At 59.4% G+C, this 19,163-nt stretch carries 18 protein-coding genes; 3 read left to right on the forward strand and 15 right to left on the reverse strand.

Annotation, left to right across the window (positions count from 1 at the left end; translation table 11 throughout):
- Positions 1–31 precede the first annotated feature (31 nt).
- From UIA24_RS18980 to UIA24_RS19030, 11 genes are all read right to left on the reverse strand, one after another.
- On the reverse strand, positions 32–709 hold the full coding sequence (locus UIA24_RS18980; protein ID WP_065758540.1) for an NADH-quinone oxidoreductase subunit B: 678 nt from the start codon (positions 707–709) through the stop codon (positions 32–34).
- A 10-nt stretch (positions 710–719) separates the two neighbouring features.
- A complete protein-coding gene (locus UIA24_RS18985; protein WP_065758541.1) occupies positions 720–1,133 on the reverse strand; it encodes an NADH-quinone oxidoreductase subunit A in 414 nt (137 codons plus the stop codon).
- 631 nt (positions 1,134–1,764) lie between these two features.
- Positions 1,765–3,090: an isocitrate lyase gene (aceA, locus tag UIA24_RS18990; protein WP_065758542.1), complete on the reverse strand. Its 1,326-nt coding sequence runs from the start codon at positions 3,088–3,090 to the stop codon at positions 1,765–1,767.
- A 527-nt stretch (positions 3,091–3,617) separates the two neighbouring features.
- Positions 3,618–4,382 (reverse strand): secretin N-terminal domain-containing protein, encoded by a 765-nt coding sequence (locus UIA24_RS18995; RefSeq protein ID WP_330523559.1) that lies wholly within the window; start codon positions 4,380–4,382, stop codon positions 3,618–3,620.
- A 98-nt stretch (positions 4,383–4,480) separates the two neighbouring features.
- Positions 4,481–4,915: a GNAT family N-acetyltransferase gene (locus UIA24_RS19000; protein WP_065758543.1), complete on the reverse strand. Its 435-nt coding sequence runs from the start codon at positions 4,913–4,915 to the stop codon at positions 4,481–4,483.
- Positions 4,908–6,074, reverse strand: a complete 1,167-nt coding sequence (locus UIA24_RS19005) for a ribosomal protein uL16 3-hydroxylase (protein WP_065758544.1) — start codon at positions 6,072–6,074, stop codon at positions 4,908–4,910. Before UIA24_RS19005 ends, UIA24_RS19000 begins: the two co-directional genes overlap by 8 nt.
- Positions 6,075–6,156: 82 nt before the next feature.
- Positions 6,157–7,527: an adenylosuccinate lyase gene (purB, locus tag UIA24_RS19010; protein WP_065758545.1), complete on the reverse strand. Its 1,371-nt coding sequence runs from the start codon at positions 7,525–7,527 to the stop codon at positions 6,157–6,159.
- Between the two features lie 192 nt (positions 7,528–7,719).
- Entirely contained in the window at positions 7,720–8,340 is a 621-nt protein-coding gene (hflD, locus tag UIA24_RS19015) for a high frequency lysogenization protein HflD (protein ID WP_065758546.1), read from the reverse strand.
- Positions 8,340–9,461, reverse strand: coding sequence for a tRNA 2-thiouridine(34) synthase MnmA (gene mnmA / locus UIA24_RS19020; RefSeq protein WP_065758547.1), 1,122 nt, complete (start codon positions 9,459–9,461; stop codon positions 8,340–8,342). The genes hflD and mnmA overlap by 1 nt, the downstream gene beginning before the upstream one ends.
- A 71-nt stretch (positions 9,462–9,532) precedes the next feature.
- Positions 9,533–9,973 (reverse strand): NUDIX hydrolase, encoded by a 441-nt coding sequence (locus tag UIA24_RS19025; protein ID WP_065758548.1) that lies wholly within the window; start codon positions 9,971–9,973, stop codon positions 9,533–9,535.
- Positions 9,974–10,102: 129 nt separating this feature from the next.
- The gene (locus tag UIA24_RS19030; RefSeq protein ID WP_330523561.1) at positions 10,103–12,328 is read right to left on the reverse strand and encodes an NADP-dependent isocitrate dehydrogenase; all 2,226 of its coding nucleotides are present in this window, start codon (positions 12,326–12,328) and stop codon (positions 10,103–10,105) included.
- A gap of 412 nt (positions 12,329–12,740) precedes the next feature.
- Between UIA24_RS19030 and icd the strand changes: the two genes are divergently transcribed.
- Positions 12,741–13,997 carry an NADP-dependent isocitrate dehydrogenase gene (gene icd / locus UIA24_RS19035; protein WP_065758550.1) on the forward strand — a complete coding sequence of 419 codons (1,257 nt, stop codon included), beginning with the start codon at positions 12,741–12,743 and terminating at the stop codon, positions 13,995–13,997.
- 73 nt (positions 13,998–14,070) lie between these two features.
- On the opposite strand, the gene cspD is transcribed toward icd, so the two are convergent.
- Positions 14,071–14,325: a cold shock domain-containing protein CspD gene (gene cspD, locus UIA24_RS19040; protein WP_065758551.1), complete on the reverse strand. Its 255-nt coding sequence runs from the start codon at positions 14,323–14,325 to the stop codon at positions 14,071–14,073.
- Positions 14,326–14,549: 224 nt separating this feature from the next.
- Between cspD and clpS the strand changes: the two genes are divergently transcribed.
- Positions 14,550–14,912: an ATP-dependent Clp protease adapter ClpS gene (clpS, locus tag UIA24_RS19045; RefSeq protein ID WP_065758552.1), complete on the forward strand. Its 363-nt coding sequence runs from the start codon at positions 14,550–14,552 to the stop codon at positions 14,910–14,912.
- A gap of 30 nt (positions 14,913–14,942) precedes the next feature.
- Complete coding sequence (gene clpA, locus UIA24_RS19050) at positions 14,943–17,213, forward strand: ATP-dependent Clp protease ATP-binding subunit ClpA (protein WP_065758553.1); 2,271 nt, start codon at positions 14,943–14,945, stop codon at positions 17,211–17,213.
- 129 nt (positions 17,214–17,342) lie between these two features.
- Here the strand turns inward: clpA and infA are convergent, their stop codons facing one another.
- The 3 genes from infA to aat form a co-directional block, all read right to left on the reverse strand.
- A complete protein-coding gene (gene infA, locus UIA24_RS19055) occupies positions 17,343–17,561 on the reverse strand; it encodes a translation initiation factor IF-1 (protein ID WP_002553999.1) in 219 nt (72 codons plus the stop codon).
- Between the two features lie 102 nt (positions 17,562–17,663).
- Positions 17,664–18,371, reverse strand: a complete 708-nt coding sequence (locus UIA24_RS19060; protein WP_330523562.1) for an arginyltransferase — start codon at positions 18,369–18,371, stop codon at positions 17,664–17,666.
- A 57-nt stretch (positions 18,372–18,428) separates the two neighbouring features.
- Positions 18,429–19,109 carry a leucyl/phenylalanyl-tRNA--protein transferase gene (aat, locus tag UIA24_RS19065; RefSeq protein WP_065761818.1) on the reverse strand — a complete coding sequence of 227 codons (681 nt, stop codon included), beginning with the start codon at positions 19,107–19,109 and terminating at the stop codon, positions 18,429–18,431.
- Positions 19,110–19,163: the final 54 nt, after the last annotated feature.

Below are 19,163 nucleotides of genomic sequence, written 5' to 3' on the forward strand. Positions count from 1 at the left end.
TGTTCCGCAGAGCAGGCAGCAGGTCGCTGGATCAGACTTCGTCGGGGCTGCGCAGGTTGGTGACCTGGATGCGCTGTTCACGACGCTGCTCTTTCTGTGACGGCATCTCGGCGCGGTATACGCCTTGATCACCGACAACCCAGGAAAGAGGGCGACGCTCCTGGCCAATCGACTCCTGCAGCAACATCAGGCCTTGCAGGAATGCTTCAGGGCGAGGCGGGCAGCCAGGCACGTAGACATCCACGGGGAGGAACTTGTCGACCCCCTGAACGACCGAGTAAATGTCGTACATGCCGCCAGAGTTCGCGCACGAACCCATGGAGATGACCCACTTGGGTTCGAGCATCTGCTCGTACAGGCGCTGAATGATCGGCGCCATTTTGATGAAGCAGGTGCCAGCGACGACCATGAAGTCGGCCTGACGCGGTGATGCCCGGATGACTTCGGCGCCGAAGCGGGCGATGTCGTGGGGCGCCGTGAAGGCCGTGGTCATTTCCACGTAGCAGCAGGAGAGGCCGAAGTTATAAGGCCACAGGGAGTTTTTACGCCCCCAGTTCACCGCGCCACTGAGCACATCTTCAAGTTTGCCCATGAAGATGTTCTTGTGGACCTGGTCCTCTAGCAGCGAATCGGAGACGGTTTCCCGTTCTCCGATGGGGTACTGCTCGTTAGGCGCATCCGGATCGATTCTGGTGAGATTGTATTGCATTGCCAAAGCCTCATTGTTTCAGCTTCGCTTGCCGCTTGCGACGACCTACGGGAGCCCAATCGAGCGCCCCTACTCGCCAAAGGTAGACAAGACCTGCCAACAGAATTGCTATGAAAACGAGTGCTTCGACGAATCCGGTCCAGCCGCTTTCGCGAACAGACACAGACCATGCAAAGAGAAAGAGGGCTTCGATATCGAAGATCACGAACAGCATCGCGACCAGATAGAATTTTGCCGAGAGGCGCAGACGTGCGCTGCCGGTAGGCAGCATGCCGGATTCAAAGGGTTCGTTCTTGCTGCGGCCCCAGGCCTTGCTGCCGAGCAGGCTGGACAGACCGAGCATGAAGGCGCACAGGCCGACGACACCCAAAAGGAAAATGGCAAAGCCCCAGTTGTGGGCGATGAGTCCTGTCGAATCGGGCATGCTGAAAATCCTTAACAGAGCGCTTGGGTCTCTGAGCTTGAAAGAAGTAGAGCAGTGACGATATGTCGCAGCGGGATCTATCGGGCTGATTTTATGGGTAAAGCGGGTGCAAGTAAAATTTCTGCAGCAAATTAATTCGCTAGATTAAGAACAAAAATCTTTCGTAACACGCTGCAGGCCGCATAGGCTGGGCATTGCCTCACCTTTTGTTAATTATGTTTCTTGCTTGGTGTAATGAACGACAAGATTGTTAATGATAATTGATATCATTTGGCGCGACTGTTTATTAGCGCCTTCTGTTGCCTGGAAGTTCCTGCTCATAGTGCAGTGTCCATAATTTTTTGCGTTTACCTATTTAGCAGCTTTTTTCCTGGGTTGTGCCGCCTTGGATCAATGCTTCGGTGCGTTGGTTGGTGGCTCATGAGGCAGTCCACCCTGTAGGAGCAGGGCTTGCCCGCGATGCAGTCACCGCGCACTCATGGGCACTCCGCCGAAGCCATCCCAGGCGAACCTGTAGGGAGCGCTGATGGGTCTAGCTGGCTCTCGCTCATGGCAGGTGTAAAAAAACCCGGAGCCCCATCACAGGCCCCGGGTTTTCAGTGCTACCCGAATATCAGCTACTGATCATTGATCAGTGGAACTGCTCTTCTTCGGTGGAGCCGGTCAGTGCGGTTACCGAAGACGAGCCGCCCTGAATCACGGTGGTCATGTCGTCGAAGTAGCCGGTGCCAACTTCCTGTTGGTGAGCAACGAAGGTGTAGCCTTTGGACGCGTCGGCGAACTCCTGCTCCTGCAGCTTCACGTAGGCAGTCATGTCGTTGCGGGCGTAGTCGTGCGCCAGGTTGAACATGCTGTGCCACATGTTGTGGATACCCGCCAGGGTGATGAACTGGTGCTTGTAACCCATGGCCGACAGTTCGCGCTGGAACTTGGCGATGGTCGCGTCGTCCAGGTTTTTCTTCCAGTTGAAGGAAGGCGAGCAGTTGTAGGACAGGATCTGGTCCGGGTATTCCTTCTTGATCGCTTCGGCGAAGCGACGAGCTTCGTCCAGGTCTGGCTTGGCGGTTTCACACCAGATCAGGTCGGCGTACGGCGCGTAGGCCAGGCCGCGAGCGATGGCTTGATCCAGGCCGGCGCGTACTTTGTAGAAGCCTTCCTGGGTGCGTTCGCCGATCACGAATGGCTGATCGTACGGGTCGCAGTCGCTGGTCAGCAGGTCGGCGGCGTTAGCGTCGGTACGGGCCAGAATGATGGTCGGTACGCCAGCAACGTCGGCAGCCAGACGGGCAGCGGTCAGCTTCTGAACGGCTTCCTGGGTTGGAACCAGTACTTTACCGCCCATGTGGCCGCATTTCTTCACGGAGGCCAGTTGGTCCTCGAAGTGAACGCCAGCAGCGCCTGCTTCGATCATGTTCTTCATCAGTTCGTAGGCGTTCAGTACGCCACCGAAACCGGCTTCGGCGTCCGCTACGATCGGAGCGAAGTAGTCGATGTAGCCGTCATCGCCTGGGTTCTTGCCGGCTTTCCACTGGATCTGGTCGGCACGACGGAACGAGTTGTTGATGCGCTTGACCACAGTTGGAACCGAGTCCACTGGGTACAGCGACTGGTCTGGGTACATGGACTCGGCCGAGTTGTTATCGGCAGCCACTTGCCAGCCGGACAGGTAGATAGCCTGGATGCCGGCCTTGACCTGTTGTACTGCCTGGCCGCCGGTCAGGGCGCCCATGCAGTTGACGAAATCTTTTTCGGGGCGGAAGGATGGATGGGCACCTTGGGTAACCAGGTTCCACAGCTTCTCGGCACCCATGCGGGCCAGGGTGTGCTCTGGCTGGACCGAGCCACGCAGACGGACAACATCAGCAGCGGTGTAGGTACGGGTCACGCCTTTCCAGCGCGGGTTTTCGGCCCAGTCTTTTTCGAGGGCTGCAATTTGCTGTTCGCGTGTCAGTGCCATGAAAATAAACCTCGTCGCATAGGTCTTGGTAAAAATGTTCGCTCTGTCGGCTGCGCTGTTCATTTACAGGGGCAGCACCGATTGCTCGCAGATCAGAAGCATTGGCGATCAGTCGTGTTTGGCGAAATGTGCGACGGTTGAACGAGTGAGGCTCAAGGGGGAAGTGAGCAGGTAGTTGGCGCTTCTGGTGACTGCAGGTTGGCTCGTGGTTGCCGTGCTGCGATCCCTGATGGGCCGTGTACCGTTTGATGCGCTTCCGTCCCTCGGGACAACTTCGTTCCAGTCGCAATCTCGTCAAACGCCTTGTGGGCTGTACAGACACGAATCGGCTCAATTGGGTAGGTTTAGAGCGCGACTCGAAGGCCCTTGCCAGGGCCTCTGATTAGCGGGAGCGGGGCCATCATGCCTCTGCGATTTGAGGCCGTCAAATGTTTTGTAGTGCTTTTTTGTGGTTACTACATCTTTGGTCTAATAAGACTCGTCAGTCAGTTCCGAGGCCGTTGGTCGAGGCCTTGATTTCCCTGGGATCAGTCCAATGCATCGACTTTTACCCGCAACGTCATGTTTTCACCGCGTTGAGTCGAGTAAGTGAAGGCCTGAGTGTTGCGTTCCGACTGGCTTTGCTGGTTGTTGCCAGCCAGTGTGATCCATTCCCCTAGTTTTCCTGTGACTTTTGTGTCGGTACTTTGAACGTTCACTACATCGGGGCGTTCCTGGCTCATCCGGTCGTTGTTGGTGCTGATGTTCAGGTGCACGGTCTGGCCGGTGACGCTTGCGGTCACGTAGAAACCTTGCGTGACATTGCGGTACTCCGTCTGGCTTTGCAGGCGGCCATAGGTGTCGGTCTGGGTGGTGGTCAGCGGGACGCTCTGGCCCACCTGAATCAGTGCCGGTACGCCTTCGCTGGCCTGAACTTGTTGCAGGCCGCCTTCGCGGTTGGCTGTGCCGTAGCGAATGACGCGTGCGTTGCCGCGATTGTCCTGAAAGTTGCTGTCGTTGTTGTCAACGCTGATCAGCAGGCGCCGGGGCGCGGTATCGAGCTGTTCAAGGAGGGTGCGAAGCTCGTCGATCTTGTCGGGGGCGGCTTTGACGATGAGTTTGTTTTCAAAGGCGCTGACGCTGCCGTCCTTTCCGAGAAAGGACTGTGCGGCGGGGAGGATTTCGGCGCTGGTCCGGTGGCTCAGTGGCAACACTTCAGTGGCGGCCAGGGTGCTGAGGCTGAAGGACAGCAGTAGTGAGGCGAGAAGGGGGCGTAGCGGCATGTCCATGATCTCCGCGGGTGGAGAGGACATGATGGCAAATTTGCGGCAGATGTGGGAGTTGTGTGGTGGAAAAGCATCTCCGGCAAGGCCGCCGCTCTTGAGGCGTTGGCCCTGCCGGGGATTGGCCGTCAAGCCAGCTCTTTGGACTCGCGCACCATGTCGACGTGCGGGATGCCGGCTTCGAGGAACTCCTCGCTGACCACTTTGAAGCCCAGGCGCTCGTAGAACGGCGTGGCGTGAACCTGGGCACTGAGCATCTGCTGCTTCAGGTCGCGGTTCTGGGCTTCGACGATCACCGCTTGCATCAGGGCATCGCCGACCTTCAGCCCGCGCCAGTCCTTGAGGACCGACACCCGGCCAATATGGCCGCTGGGCAGCAGGCGTGCCGTACCGATTGCAAAATCACCTTCGTAGGCCAGGAAATGCACCGCGCTGGTATCGTCAGTGTCCCATTCCAGCTCAGGCGGTACGGCCTGTTCGGCGATGAACACGGCTTCACGAATGCGACGGATGTCAGCGTTGTCTTTCTGCCAGTCGGCAACCCGTACCGTGATCTTATTCATTGGCAAACCCCAGGCTTCCTTGCTTGATCAGTTCGCAGAGCAGGGTAAGGCCATCTTCATGGCTTAGCCACTCGCCAAGGTTTTCAACATGCAATGCGTCGGCGGCACAGATCAGCTTGAGCATTTCGCGCAGGTCGCCCGGCAGCAGGCGGCTCTGGCCGCTGGCGAACAGCAGCAGGTTGTCGTCGACTTCGGACCAGGCCAGACGGGCGCTTGGATTGCGGATCAGGATGGCGCCTTGCTCGAGGCTGTCGATCAGCTCTTCCTCGCTCAGCGGCTCGCCACTGACCAGCTCGGGGTAGCGTGGCTCGGTCATGAACTGGCCGAACCAGGTCAGCAGCAGGCGCTCGTCGCCCATGTGCTCGGTGAGCAGGTTTTTCAGGCGGTCGAGGGCGTCGTGCTGGATCTGGTGCGGATCGCTGACCGGCTTGGCGTCGGCGTCGCTGTAGCGGTCTTCATCAGGCAGGAACTGGCTGAGGAAGTCGGTGAAGTGGGTGAGCACTTCTGCAGCGCTTGGGGCGCGGAAGCCGACCGAGTAGGTCATGCAGTCGTCTTCGGCGATGCCGTAGTGGGCCAGGCGCGGCGGCAGGTAGAGCATGTCGCCGGGTTCCAGGGTCCACTCGTCGCTCTGCTCGAAGTCCGCCAGGATACGCAGGTCGCTGTGCTCGATCAGCGGGCTGTCGCTGTCGCAGACCTGGCCGATTTTCCAGTTGCGCTTGCCTTGGCCTTGCAGCAGGAACACGTCGTAGTTGTCGAAGTGCGGACCAACGCTGCCACCGGGGGCGGCGAAGCTGATCATCACGTCGTCGATACGCCAGCTTGGCAGGAAGCGGAAGTGCTCCAGCAGCTCGCCCACTTCAGGGACGAACTGGTCGACCGCTTGCACCAGCAGGGTCCAGTCACGCGCTGGCAGCTGGCTGAAGGCGTCTTCCTCGAATGGGCCGCGACGCATTTCCCATGGGCGTTCGCCATGTTCGAGGATCAGGCGCGATTCGACTTCCTCTTCCAGGGCGAGGCCGGCCAGTTCGTCGGCGTCGATCGGGCTTTCAAAGTCCGGGAAGGCCTGGCGGACGAGCAGGGGTTTTTTCTGCCAGTAGTCGCGCATGAATTCGCGGGCTGTGAGGCCGCCCAGAAGCTGCAGTGGTGTATCAGGATTCATGTGTAACCTATTGAAAAAAAGTAATTTTCTTTCGGTAATAAAAACGCCCGGCTTGGCCGGGCGTTAACGCGCAAGGCAATAATCAGACGCGTTTGGCTTGAGCTGCAGCGTTACCGATGTAGGACGCTGGAGTCAGCTTCTTCAGTTCTTCGCGCGCTTCGGCAGGCATGTCCAGACCGTCGATGAAGGTCAGGAGTGCTTCCGGGCTGATGCCCTTGCCGCGAGTCAGCTCCTTGAGCTTCTCGTAAGGGTTTTCGATGTTGTAGCGACGCATTACGGTCTGGATTGGCTCGGCCAATACTTCCCAGCAGGCGTCCAGGTCGTCGGCGATGCGCTGGGTGTTGATTTCCAGCTTGCTGATGCCCTTCAGGCTGGCCTCGTAGGCGATCACGCTGTGGGCGAAACCAACGCCCAGGTTGCGCAGCACGGTGGAGTCGGTCAGGTCGCGCTGCCAGCGGGAGATCGGCAACTTGCTGGCCAGGTGCTGGAACAGTGCGTTGGCGATACCGAGGTTGCCTTCGGAGTTTTCGAAGTCGATCGGGTTGACCTTGTGCGGCATGGTCGAAGAACCGATTTCACCCGCGATGGTGCGCTGCTTGAAGTAGCCCAGCGAGATGTAGCCCCAGATATCGCGATCGAAGTCGATCAGGATGGTGTTGAAGCGGGCAATCGCGTCGAACAGCTCGGCAATGTAGTCGTGCGGTTCGATCTGGGTGGTGTACGGGTTGAACACCAGGCCCAGTTCGTCTTCGATGAAGGCGCGGGCATTGGCTTCCCAGTCGATTTGCGGGTAAGCCGACAGGTGGGCGTTGTAGTTGCCCACGGCGCCGTTGATCTTGCCCAGCAGTGGGACAGCGGCAACCTGTGCGATCTGGCGCTCGAGGCGGTAGACGACGTTGGCCAGTTCCTTGCCCAGGGTGGTCGGCGAAGCCGGTTGACCGTGGGTGCGCGACAGCATTGGTACGTCGGCGAAACGGTGGGCCAGTTCACGGATGGCGTTGGCGATCTGGCGCATCAGTGGCAGCAGTACGTCATCACGGCCGGCGCGCAGCATCAGGCCGTGGGACAGGTTGTTGATGTCCTCGCTAGTGCAGGCGAAGTGAATGAATTCACTGACCTTGGCCAGCTCTGGCAGCTTGGCTGCCTGCTCCTTGAGCAGGTATTCGATGGCTTTGACGTCGTGGTTGGTGGTGCGCTCGATCTCTTTCACGCGTTCGGCGTGCTCGAGGGCGAACTCATCGGCCAGGCCGTTGAGCAGGGCGTTGGCTTCGGCGGAGAAGGCCGGAACTTCGCTGATTTGCGGGTGAGCGGCCAGGCGCTGGAGCCAGCGAACTTCAACCAGGGCGCGGAAACGGATCAGGCCGTATTCGCTGAAAATAGGGCGCAGGGCCTGGGTTTTGCCGGCGTAGCGGCCGTCAACAGGGGAAACCGCAGTGAGCGAGGAGAGCTGCATGGGGTGTTCTCGGACAGTCGGGCAACGAAAAGGGCGCATATCATACATGAAAAATGCACCCGGGTCGGGGGTCTGACAAAAGGTAAAGCGCTTGGTGTCTGCAGGAGCCGGCGTTGCCAGCGATGGTGTGGTCGAGCCATCCGCTGTTTCGCGTTGCTTGAATCGCCAGCAATGCTGGCTCCTGTGCGGTGTTTAGCCGCGCATCATCGGGTAGAGCTCTTTGAGCAGTTTGCGCCGGCTGAACACCAGTTGCCAGCGATGGCCGCCAAGCTGGCGCCAGAGGCGCGCCGCGCGGATGCCGGCGAGCAGCAGGGCGCGGATCTTCGAGGCGTTGTTGGGTTGTTGCAGGTGACGCATGTCACCGTGTACCTGAATGCGTTGGCGCAGGGTGCTCAGGGTGTCCTGATACAGGGCGCCACTGGAGGCTATGACGTTCTCGTGCGCGAGGCCGAAATGATCGGCCTGGGACTGGATTTGTGGCAGGCGGTTGCCGATGACTTCAAGCATATCGCCACGTTTGGCCAGTTGGCGCTCAAGGCCCAGCATCGACAGCGCGTAGCGCAGTGGTTCACGCTGCAGGCTGGCGGGGTCGCGCTCCAGGGCGCTGACCAGGGCGCGGTAGCCGTCTCGCAGGTTGAGGTCATCGCCGCCGAACACTTCCAGGGTGTCCTTGGGGTCGCGCACCAACAGGCTGCCGAGCATGCAGCTCAGGTTGGCTTCGCTGACCTGGCCGGTACGGGCAATTCGATCGACCAGTACGGCAGCCTGAAAGACGCCGCCCAGTGCAACCAGCTGTTCTTGCGTGGTATTCATCAACGCTGGCTCCAAGGCTCGGCTACTTCGATCACGCCGCCGCCCAAGCAGATTTCACCATCATAGAAGACCACCGACTGGCCGGGCGTTACCGCCCGTTGAGGTTCTTCAAATACTGCCCGATAGCCGTCGTTGGTGCGTTCCAGTGTGCAGGCCTGGTCGCTCTGGCGGTAGCGCACTTTCGCGGTCAGGCGGCGTGGGCTGGACAGGTCGATCGGGTTCACCCAGAAGATCTCCGAGGCGAGCAGGGCGCGGGAGAACAGCCATGGGTGTTCGTTGCCCTGGCCAACTACCAGCACGTTGCGGGCGAGGTCTTTCTCCAGCACGTACCACGGCTCGTCGCCTGCGTCTTTCAGGCCGCCGATACCCAGCCCCTGGCGTTGCCCGATGGTGTGGTACATCAGGCCGTGGTGGCGGCCGATGACGTCGCCTTCAGTGGTCTGGATTTCGCCAGGCTGAGCGGGCAGGTACTGCTTGAGGAAATCGCTGAAGCGACGTTCGCCGATAAAGCAGATGCCGGTGGAGTCTTTTTTCTTTGCGGTAGCCAGGCCATGTTTTTCGGCGATGGCGCGTACTTCCGGTTTTTCCAGTTCGCCGACCGGGAACAGGGTGCGGGCAATCTGCTCGCCGCCGACGGCGTGGAGGAAGTAGCTCTGGTCCTTGTTCGGGTCCAGGCCTTTGAGCAGTTCGGTGCGGCCGTCAATGTCGCGGCGGCGCACGTAGTGGCCGGTGGCGATCAGGTCGGCACCGAGCATCAGGGCGTAGTCGAGGAACGCCTTGAACTTGATTTCGCGGTTGCAGAGGATGTCCGGGTTTGGCGTGCGTCCGGCCTTGTATTCCGCCAGGAAGTGCTCAAACACGTTGTCCCAGTATTCGGCGGCGAAGTTGGCGGTGTGCAGTTTGATGCCGATGCGGTCGCACACGGCTTGTGCGTCGGCCAGGTCTTCGCGGGCGGTGCAGTACTCGGTACCGTCGTCCTCTTCCCAGTTCTTCATGAACAGGCCTTCGACCTGATAACCCTGCTCCATCAGCAGAAGGGCGGAAACGGAAGAGTCCACGCCGCCGGACATGCCGACGATCACGCGCGTCTTTTCGGGTTCTTTGAGAGCTGGAGTGGACATAGGAATCGCTGCGTATCCGGGTAAAAGGACAAGATTCTAACAGGCTGTGCGCGGCAAGGCGAAAACCATGCTCAATCGCGGATCACCGCCAGGCTGTGCAGGGGGCCGGCGAGGAAGTCGTCAATGCAACGAGGTACCAGTTCGCTGCGCCAGCGCTCGGGGTCGGCGAGCAGTTCCTCGCGGGTCAGCCACACGGCGCGGACGATGTCGCTGTCCAGTGCGCGGTCGGCATTGTGCCGTAGCGGTTTGGCGGCAAAGCAGACGCGCTGGTAGGTCACGCCGTTGCTGGGGGCGGTGTAGAGGTAGATGCCGACCACGCCGGTCAGTTCTACGTCCCAGGCGGTCTCCTCGAGCGTTTCGCGCAGGGCGGCCTCGGCCAGCGACTCATTGGCCTCCAGGTGGCCGGCCGGCTGGTTGAATACGTGCTTGCCGGCTTTGAACTCTTCGACCAGCAGGAAACGGCCCTGGTCTTCGACAATGGTGGCGACGGTGATGTGGGGTTGCCAGGTCATGTGCAAGGTCCTGTGTTGTGCAGGTGGATCGCATGGCCGGTGTTCTCGGCGACGCGGGTGCCACGCCTCTGCAGAAAAGCAGAAACCCCGGTGCGTGGCCGGGGTTTCTGGTGTTACATCAAGCGAACCTTACAGGGCAGAAATCGCGCTGTTGAAGGTTTGGCTTGGGCGCATCACTTTGCTGGTCAGCTCGGCATCAGGGTAGTAGTAACCACCGATTTCGGCTGGCTTGCCCTGGACAGCGTTGAGCTCGGCGACGATGGTCGCTTCGTTCTCGGTCAGTACCTTGGCCAGTGGGGCAAAGCGCGCTTGCAGTGCGGCGTCGTCATTTTGTGCAGCCAGTGCCTGTGCCCAGAACAGGGTCAGGTAGAAGTGGCTGCCGCGGTTGTCGATGCCACCAACCTTGCGCGCTGGCGACTTGTTGTCGTCCAGGAACTTGCCGGTTGCCTGGTCCAGGGTGTTGGCCAGGACCTTGGCTTTCGGGTTGGCGTAGGCGTTGCTCAGGTGTTCCAGAGAAGCGGCCAGGGCCAGAAATTCACCCAGCGAGTCCCAGCGCAGGAAGTTCTCTTCGACCAGTTGCTGTACGTGCTTCGGTGCCGAACCGCCGGCGCCGGTTTCGAACAGGCCGCCGTTGTTCATCAGCGGAACGATCGACAGCATCTTGGCGCTGGTGCCCAGCTCCATGATCGGGAACAGGTCGGTCAGGTAGTCGCGCAGTACGTTGCCGGTCACCGAGATGGTGTCCTTGCCTGCACGGATACGCTCCAGGGATACCTTCATGGCCTCGACTGGCGACAGGACACGAATGTCCAGGCCGGTGGTGTCGTGGTCTTTCAGGTACGTCTGGACTTTCTCGATCATCACGCCGTCATGGGCGCGTTGTGGGTCGAGCCAGAAAATGGCTGGGGTGTTGCTGGCGCGAGCACGGTTGACGGCCAGTTTGACCCAGTCCTGGATCGGGGCGTCTTTGGCTTGGCACATGCGGAAGATATCGCCAGCTTCGACGTCCTGCTGCAGCACCAGGTTGCCTTTGCTGTCTACAACGCGAACAACACCGTCGGCAGCGAGCTGGAAGGTCTTGTCGTGAGAGCCATACTCTTCGGCTTTCTGTGCCATCAGGCCAACGTTCGGTACGCTGCCCATGGTCGTTGGGTCGAAGGCGCCGTGTTTCTTGCAGTCTTCGATAACGGCCTGGTAGATGGTGGCGTAGCAACGATCCGGGATGACGGCCTTGGTGTCTTGCAGCTGGCCTTCGGCGTTCCACATCTTGCCCGAGTCACGGATCATGGCCGGCATCGAAGCGTCGACGATCACGTCGCTTGGCACGTGCAGGTTGGTGATGCCCTTGTCGGAGTTGACCATGGCCAGCGCCGGGCGAACGGCGTAGACGGCCTGGATGTCGGCTTCGATCTCGGCTTGCTTGTCAGCAGGCAGGGCCTTGATGCGGGCGTACAGGTCGCCGATACCGTTGTTCAGGTTGAAGCCGATCTGTTCCAGTACGTCAGCGTGCTTGTTCAGCGCGTCCTGATAGTACTCGGCAACGATCTGGCCGAACATGATCGGGTCGGAGACCTTCATCATGGTCGCCTTCAGGTGAACCGACAGCAGTACGCCCTTGGCCTTGGCGTCTTCGATTTCAGCGGCGATGAAGCTGCGCAGTGCCTTGCGGCTCATGACCGAGCAGTCGATGATTTCGCCGGCCTTGACCGAGGTTTTCTCTTTCAGAACGGTGGTGTTGCCGTTCTTGTCCAGCAGTTCGATGCGCAGGCTGTCATCGGCTTCGATCAGTGCGGCTTTTTCGCTGCCGTAGAAGTCGCCGTTGCTCATGTGGGCAACGTGGGACTTGGAGTCTGCAGCCCAAGCGCCCATTTTGTGCGGGTGCTTGCGGGCATAGTTCTTGACCGACAGCGGTGCGCGGCGGTCGGAGTTGCCTTCGCGCAGTACCGGGTTTACGGCGCTGCCCTTGATGCGGTCGTAGCGTGCACGGGTTTCTTTCTCGGCGTCAGTGGCCGGGGTTTCCGGGTAGTCCGGAATGTTGAAACCTTTGGCTTGCAGTTCCTTGATCGCGGCTTTCAGTTGTGGAACCGAGGCGCTGATGTTCGGCAACTTGATGATGTTGGCTTCTGGCGTGGTTGCCAGTTTGCCCAGTTCTGCCAGGTGGTCGGCCACTTGCTTGTCGGCGCCGAGCTGTTCAGGGAAGGCAGAAAGGATGCGGCCGGCGAGAGAGATGTCCCGGGTTTCTACCGCGATGTCGGCGGTAGCAGTGAAGGCTTCGACGATGGGCAGCAGTGAGTAGGTGGCGAGGGCGGGGGCTTCGTCGGTGAAGGTGTAGATGATCTTGGATCGGGTGGGCATATTCGGGTTAACTCTCTGTTTTGCTGAGCGTGCACAGAATCTCGAGGTGCGCAGGGTAATGCGCTTCGCCTGGACACATCCATAAGCAGAAGGTCGAGGGTTCTGGGCGTTGATGGTGATGCATCAGTCGAGTGTCAAACGGCTGGGCTGCGGTAACAGCTCAGTCTTGTCGGGGCGCGGGTCTCATTTCAGGCCGGTTACCCCCAGTGACCCTTTGGTCACCGGCGGAGTATACCAAACCCTTGGTCTTAATCACCAAGACGTAGTGGTCGGTTGGTCACTTATAGACGAAAGATGTAGAGATTTTGGCGCTTTGTGACGGATTGGTGTACGAGGTTTCCGTTATCCGTCAACTGGGTTAGGCTCTGGGTAATGCATGATGACGAACCACACCAAAAAAACGGAGTGCAGCATGGGATACCAGAAAATCAAGGTTCCGGCAGTCGGCGACAAAATCACCGTCAACGCAGACCATTCTCTCAATGTTCCAGACAACCCGATCATCCCGTTCATTGAAGGTGACGGCATTGGCGTCGACGTCAGCCCGGTCATGATCAAGGTTGTCGATGCTGCCGTAGAGAAAGCCTATGGTGGCAAGCGCAAGATCTCCTGGATGGAAGTCTATGCCGGCGAGAAAGCTACCCAGGTGTATGACCAGGATACCTGGCTGCCTCAGGAAACCCTGGATGCGGTCAGGGATTACGTCGTCTCCATCAAGGGCCCGCTGACCACTCCGGTCGGTGGTGGTATCCGTTCCCTGAACGTGGCCCTGCGTCAGCAGCTGGACCTGTATGTTTGTCTGCGTCCGGTGGTGTGGTTCGAAGGTGTTCCAAGCCCGGTCAAGAAGCCCGGCGATGTCGATATGGTGATCTTCCGTGAGAACTCCGAAGACATCTATGCCGGTATCGAGTGGAAGGCGGGTTCGCCTGAGGCGAACAAGGTCATCAAGTTCCTGAAGGAAGAAATGGGCGTTACCAAGATCCGTTTCGACCAGGATTGCGGTATTGGTATCAAGCCGGTTTCCAAACAAGGCACCCAGCGCCTGGTGCGCAAGGCCCTGCAGTACGTCGTGGATAACGACCGCGAGTCGCTGACCCTGGTGCACAAGGGCAACATCATGAAGTTCACCGAAGGTGCCTTCAAGGACTGGGGCTACGAAGTCGCCAAGAACGAGTTTGGCGCCGAACTGCTCGATGGTGGCCCGTGGATGCAGTTCACAAACCCGAAAACCGGCCGCAAGGTCGTGGTCAAGGATGCCATTGCCGACGCCATGCTCCAGCAGATCCTGCTGCGTCCAGCCGAGTACGATGTCATCGCCACCCTCAACCTCAACGGTGACTACCTGTCCGACGCGCTGGCGGCCGAGGTGGGCGGTATCGGTATTGCGCCGGGCGCCAACCTGTCCGACACCGTGGCCATGTTCGAAGCTACTCACGGTACTGCGCCGAAATACGCCGGCAAGAACCAGGTCAACCCGGGTTCGGTGATCCTCTCCGCTGAAATGATGCTCCGTCACCTGGGCTGGACCGAGGCGGCTGACCTGATCATCAAGGGCACCAACGGTGCTATTGCTGCCAAGACGGTGACCTACGACTTCGAGCGCCTGATGGACGGCGCTACGCTGGTGTCGAGTTCCGGTTTCGGTGAAGCACTGATCAAGCACATGTAAGGGCGGTACAAAAAAACCGGCCAGTCTTCGCGGATTGGCCGGTTTTTTATGGGCGATTCAAAAACAAGGTGTGTCAGGCGAGTGTGGTGGTCGAGGCGGGGGTGGGGGCTGCGGTTTCCGTCTTTGCGGCTGCCCTGATTTTCACGGCGTGCAAGCCCTTGGGGCCCTGGATGATGTCGAAGGCAACGGTTTGTCCGGCTTTCAGCGTCTTGTAGCCGTCCATCTCAATGGCCGAGTAGTGGGCGAACAGGTCTTCGGTCTTGCCCTCCTCGTTGATGAAGCCGTAGCCCTTGGCATTGTTGAACCACTTGACTTTACCGCTTGCCATCCTCATATCCCTCTGCAAAGGACTCCATCACTGGAGTATCATCCACTCAATCCGCTGATTAACCTGCGAACTCTGGTTGACTGCGCGGACCTTGTTGACCACGGTGGGTTCTTATTGGTTGTAACACCGTTTTGCTGATAGTCAAGGCGATGCGACGGTCGTCCAGGCGTCGACCCGGCGGTCAACTCACAACCTTAACGTGTCGAAATGATGAAATTCTTTCCATGCATGCACATAGCCAGATTCGACTAACATTCAATCAGGATCACCCGCAATCGCATGAGGACGATGGGTCCGGGCTGGCGGTGCAGGAAGCCAAGCCAGCGCTGCAGGCACCGCCGATGTACAAGGTGGTTTTGTTCAATGATGACTACACCCCGATGGATTTTGTCGTCGAAGTGCTCGAAATGTTCTTTAACCTGAACCGCGAGTTGGCGACCAAGGTCATGCTGGCCGTCCATACAGAAGGACGGGCAGTGTGCGGATTGTTTACCCGTGACATCGCCGAAACCAAGGCCATGCAGGTCAACCAATACGCCAGGGAAAGCCAGCATCCGCTACTCTGTGAAATCGAGAAGGACGGTTAATCGCCGACCACTTGGGTATGAGGTGAAGCTATGTTAAACCGCGAGCTCGAAGTCACCCTCAATCTGGCCTTCAAGGAGGCCCGTTCGAAGCGTCATGAGTTCATGACCGTCGAGCACCTTCTGCTGGCACTATTGGATAATGAGGCAGCCGCCACCGTTCTGCGGGCCTGTGGTGCGAACCTCGATAAACTCAAACACGACCTGCAGGAGTTCATCGACTCCACCACGCCATTGATCCCGGTGCACGATGAGGATCGCGAAACCCAGCCAACCCTGGGCTTCCAGCGCGTGTTGCAGCGTGCAGTATTCCATGTACAGAGCTCGGGCAAGCGTGAAGTGACCGGTGCCAATGTGCTGGTGGCGATCTTTAGCGAGCAGGAAAGCCAGGCGGTGTTTCTGCTGAAGCAGCAAAGTGTGGCCCGTATCGATGTGGTCAACTACATCGCCCATGGCATCTCCAAGGTGCCAGGGCACGGCGAGCATTCCGAAAACGATCAGGACATGCAGGATGAGGAGGGGGGCGAAACCTCTTCCTCGAGCAACCCGCTGGACGCCTATGCCAGCAACCTCAACGAGCAGGCACGCCAGGGTCGTATCGACCCATTGGTAGGGCGTGAGGCCGAGGTTGAGCGTGTGGCACAAATCCTTGCCCGTCGGCGCAAGAACAATCCGCTGCTGGTCGGTGAGGCGGGTGTGGGCAAGACGGCCATTGCCGAAGGCCTGGCCAAGCGTATCGTTGATGGCCAGGTGCCGGATCTGCTGTCGCACAGCGTGGTCTACTCGCTGGACCTGGGTGCGCTGTTGGCCGGTACCAAGTACCGTGGTGATTTCGAGAAGCGCTTCAAGGCGTTGCTCAATGAGCTGCGTAAACGGCCGCAGGCGATTCTGTTCATCGACGAGATCCACACCATTATCGGTGCCGGTGCGGCATCGGGCGGCGTGATGGATGCGTCCAATCTGCTCAAGCCCTTGCTGTCCTCGGGTGATATCCGCTGCATTGGCTCGACCACGTTCCAGGAGTTTCGTGGCATCTTCGAGAAAGACCGTGCCTTGGCGCGGCGCTTCCAGAAGGTCGATGTCAGTGAGCCATCGGTGGAAGATACCGTTGGTATCCTGCGTGGGCTCAAGGGGCGTTTCGAGTCGCATCACAACATCGAGTACAGCGATGAGGCCCTGCGTGCCGCTGCCGAGCTGGCAGCGCGCTACATCAATGACCGGCATATGCCTGACAAGGCCATCGACGTCATTGACGAGGCGGGCGCCTACCAGCGTCTGCAGCCGGTAGAGTCGCGAGTCAAGCGTATCGATGTACCTCAGGTCGAGGATATTGTTGCCAAGATCGCGCGGATACCACCAAAACACGTCACCAGCTCTGACAAGGAACTGCTGCGTAACCTGGAGCGTGACCTGAAGCTGACTGTGTTCGGTCAGGACGCTGCCATCGATTCGCTGGCCACCGCAATCAAGCTGTCGCGGGCTGGCCTGAAGTCGCCGGACAAGCCGGTCGGCTCGTTCCTCTTTGCCGGCCCTACAGGTGTGGGCAAGACCGAGGCGGCGCGACAACTGGCCAAGGCGCTGGGTGTCGAGCTGGTGCGCTTTGACATGTCCGAGTACATGGAGCGGCATACCGTGTCGCGCCTGATTGGTGCGCCACCCGGTTACGTCGGTTTCGATCAGGGTGGTTTGCTGACCGAGGCAATCACCAAGCAGCCGCACTGCGTGTTGCTGCTTGATGAAATCGAGAAGGCGCATCCGGAAGTCTTCAACCTGCTGCTGCAGGTGATGGACCATGGCACGCTGACCGACAACAACGGGCGCAAGGCGGACTTCCGCAACGTGATTGTCATCATGACCACCAACGCGGGTGCCGAGACGGCTGCGCGAGCCTCGATTGGCTTTACGCAGCAGGATCACTCCTCCGATGCGATGGAAGTCATCAAGAAGAGCTTCACGCCGGAGTTCCGTAACCGCCTGGACACCATCATTCAGTTTGGTCGTCTGAGCCACGAAACCATCAAGAGTGTGGTCGACAAGTTCCTCACCGAACTGCAGGCGCAACTCGAAGACAAGCGCGTGCTGTTGGAGGTTTCCGATGCGGCGCGTAGCTGGCTTGCAGCAGGTGGCTATGATGCGCAGATGGGGGCGCGGCCAATGGCGCGGCTGATTCAGGACAAGATCAAACGGCCATTGGCTGAAGAGATCCTGTTTGGTGAGCTGGCTGAGCATGGTGGCGTGGTGCACGTCGACATGCGTGATGGCGAGTTGGTGTTCGAGTTCGAGACGACGGCTGAAATGGCCTGATAGCCGTCATCGGCAGCCCGGCTCCTGCGGGAGTCGGCCTTGCCGGCGATGGTGCGGGTGGGTTCTCCATGGTTTCATTGAGACAAACGAAAACGCCCGGCTCATGCCGGGCGTTTTCGTTGATGACGCTTAACGGGCGCGGTAGGTGATGCGCCCTTTGCTCAGGTCATAAGGCGTCAGTTCGACGCGGACCTTGTCACCAGTCAGAATTCGAATGTAGTTCTTGCGCATTTTTCCGGAGATATGCGCGGTAACGACGTGCCCGTTTTCCAACTCCACGCGGAACATGGTGTTGGGCAGGGTGTCGACGACAGTGCCTTCCATTTCGAAGCTGTCTTCTTTCGACATGCAGTAAAGCCCTCGGTATCCAGTTAATGGCCCGGTGCGGCTGCGCCAGGCAAAAAAAGTGGCGTGCATTGTGCCCGAAAAATGGGGTTCAAGCCAAGGATTTCAATTTAGCGTCACCCAGCGCTGATTGATCAGCAGCTCGATGGGGCGGTACTGGGTCTTGTAACTCATCTTTTTGCAGTTCTTGATCCAGTAGCCCAGGTAGACCGCCTCCAGGTTCAGGCGCAGCGCTTCGGTGATCTGCCAGAGGATGGCGTAGCGCCCCAGGCTGCGACGCTCCTCATCGGGTTCGTAGAAGGTATAGACCGCCGACAGGCCGTTGGGCAGCAGGTCGGTGACCGCCACGGCGAGCAGGCGACCGTCCAGGCGAAATTCATAGAACCGTGAGAATGGCAGGTCGCGGACCAGGAAAGTGGCGAACTGATCGCGGCTCGGTGGGTACATGTCGCCATCGGCATGGCGCTGCTCGATATAGCGCCGATACAGGTCGAAGTACTCTTCGTTGAAGGCCGGGCGCGCAGCGGTCACGACCAGGTCGGCGTTGCGCTTGAGGATGCGCTTCTGCTGGCGGTTGGGCAAAAACCGTGCAGCCGGAATGCGTGCCGGTACGCAGGCATTGCAGTTCTGGCAGTGTGGCCGGTACAGGTGGTCGCCGCTGCGCCGGAAGCCCATTTCCGACAGATCTGCGTAGACATGCACGTCCATTGGCTGGCTCGGGTCGAGAAACAGCGTCGTGGCTTGCTCGTTTGGCAGGTAGCTGCAGGAATGGGGTTGAGTGGCATAAAACTTCAACCGCGCCAGCTCTGTCATGATCAACCCCTCGGGAGTGACGTTTGTTTTAAGTGTAAGCCAGCTGGAAAAACTCGCCTAGCAAACCCATGTCGCCGAGTTGGCTTGGTCGAGGTAGCGACGCAGGTAGTCGGCGAACGTGGCGCGGGCAATTGCCCGGGCGCCGAGGCTGTGCAGGTGCTCGGTGGGCATCTGGCAGTCGATCAGGACAAAGCCGGCGTTTTTCAGGTGCTCGACCAGCGTTGCAAAACCGACTTTGGAGGCGTTGTCGGCCCGGCTGAACATCGACTCGCCGAAGAACAGGCGACCCATTGCCAGCCCGTACAGGCCGCCGACCAGCTCACCTTGCTCGCGGACTTCCACGGAGTGGGCAAAACCCTGCTGGTGCAGCTTCAGGTACGCCTTCTGCATGCTGTCGGTGATCCAGGTGCCGTCGGCATAGGCGCGTGGTGCCGCGCAGGCACGGATGACGCCGGCGAAGTCCTGGTCGAAGCTGACCTGGTAGCGCCCTTGGCGCATGACCTTGCGCAACGAACGCGAGACATGCAGCTCGTCGGGAAACAGCACGGTGCGCGGGTCTGGTGACCACCACAGGATCGGCTGGCCATCCTGATACCAGGGGAAGCAGCCATGCCGATAGGCCTGGACCAGCCGTTCCGCGCTCAGGTCACCGCCAGCGGCGAGCAGGCCGTTGGGGTCGCGCAGCGCCTTTTCCAGAGGGGGGAAGTCAAGAGAATCGCGGCTCAGCCAGGTCAGCATCGTCGTTTCAACGGCAGAAGAGGGGAGGGTGGTCAGGATCGCCTGCCAGGGCGA

Source organism: Pseudomonas sp. AL 58 (assembly GCF_036348395.1).
Taxonomy (GTDB): domain Bacteria; phylum Pseudomonadota; class Gammaproteobacteria; order Pseudomonadales; family Pseudomonadaceae; genus Aquipseudomonas; species Aquipseudomonas defluvii.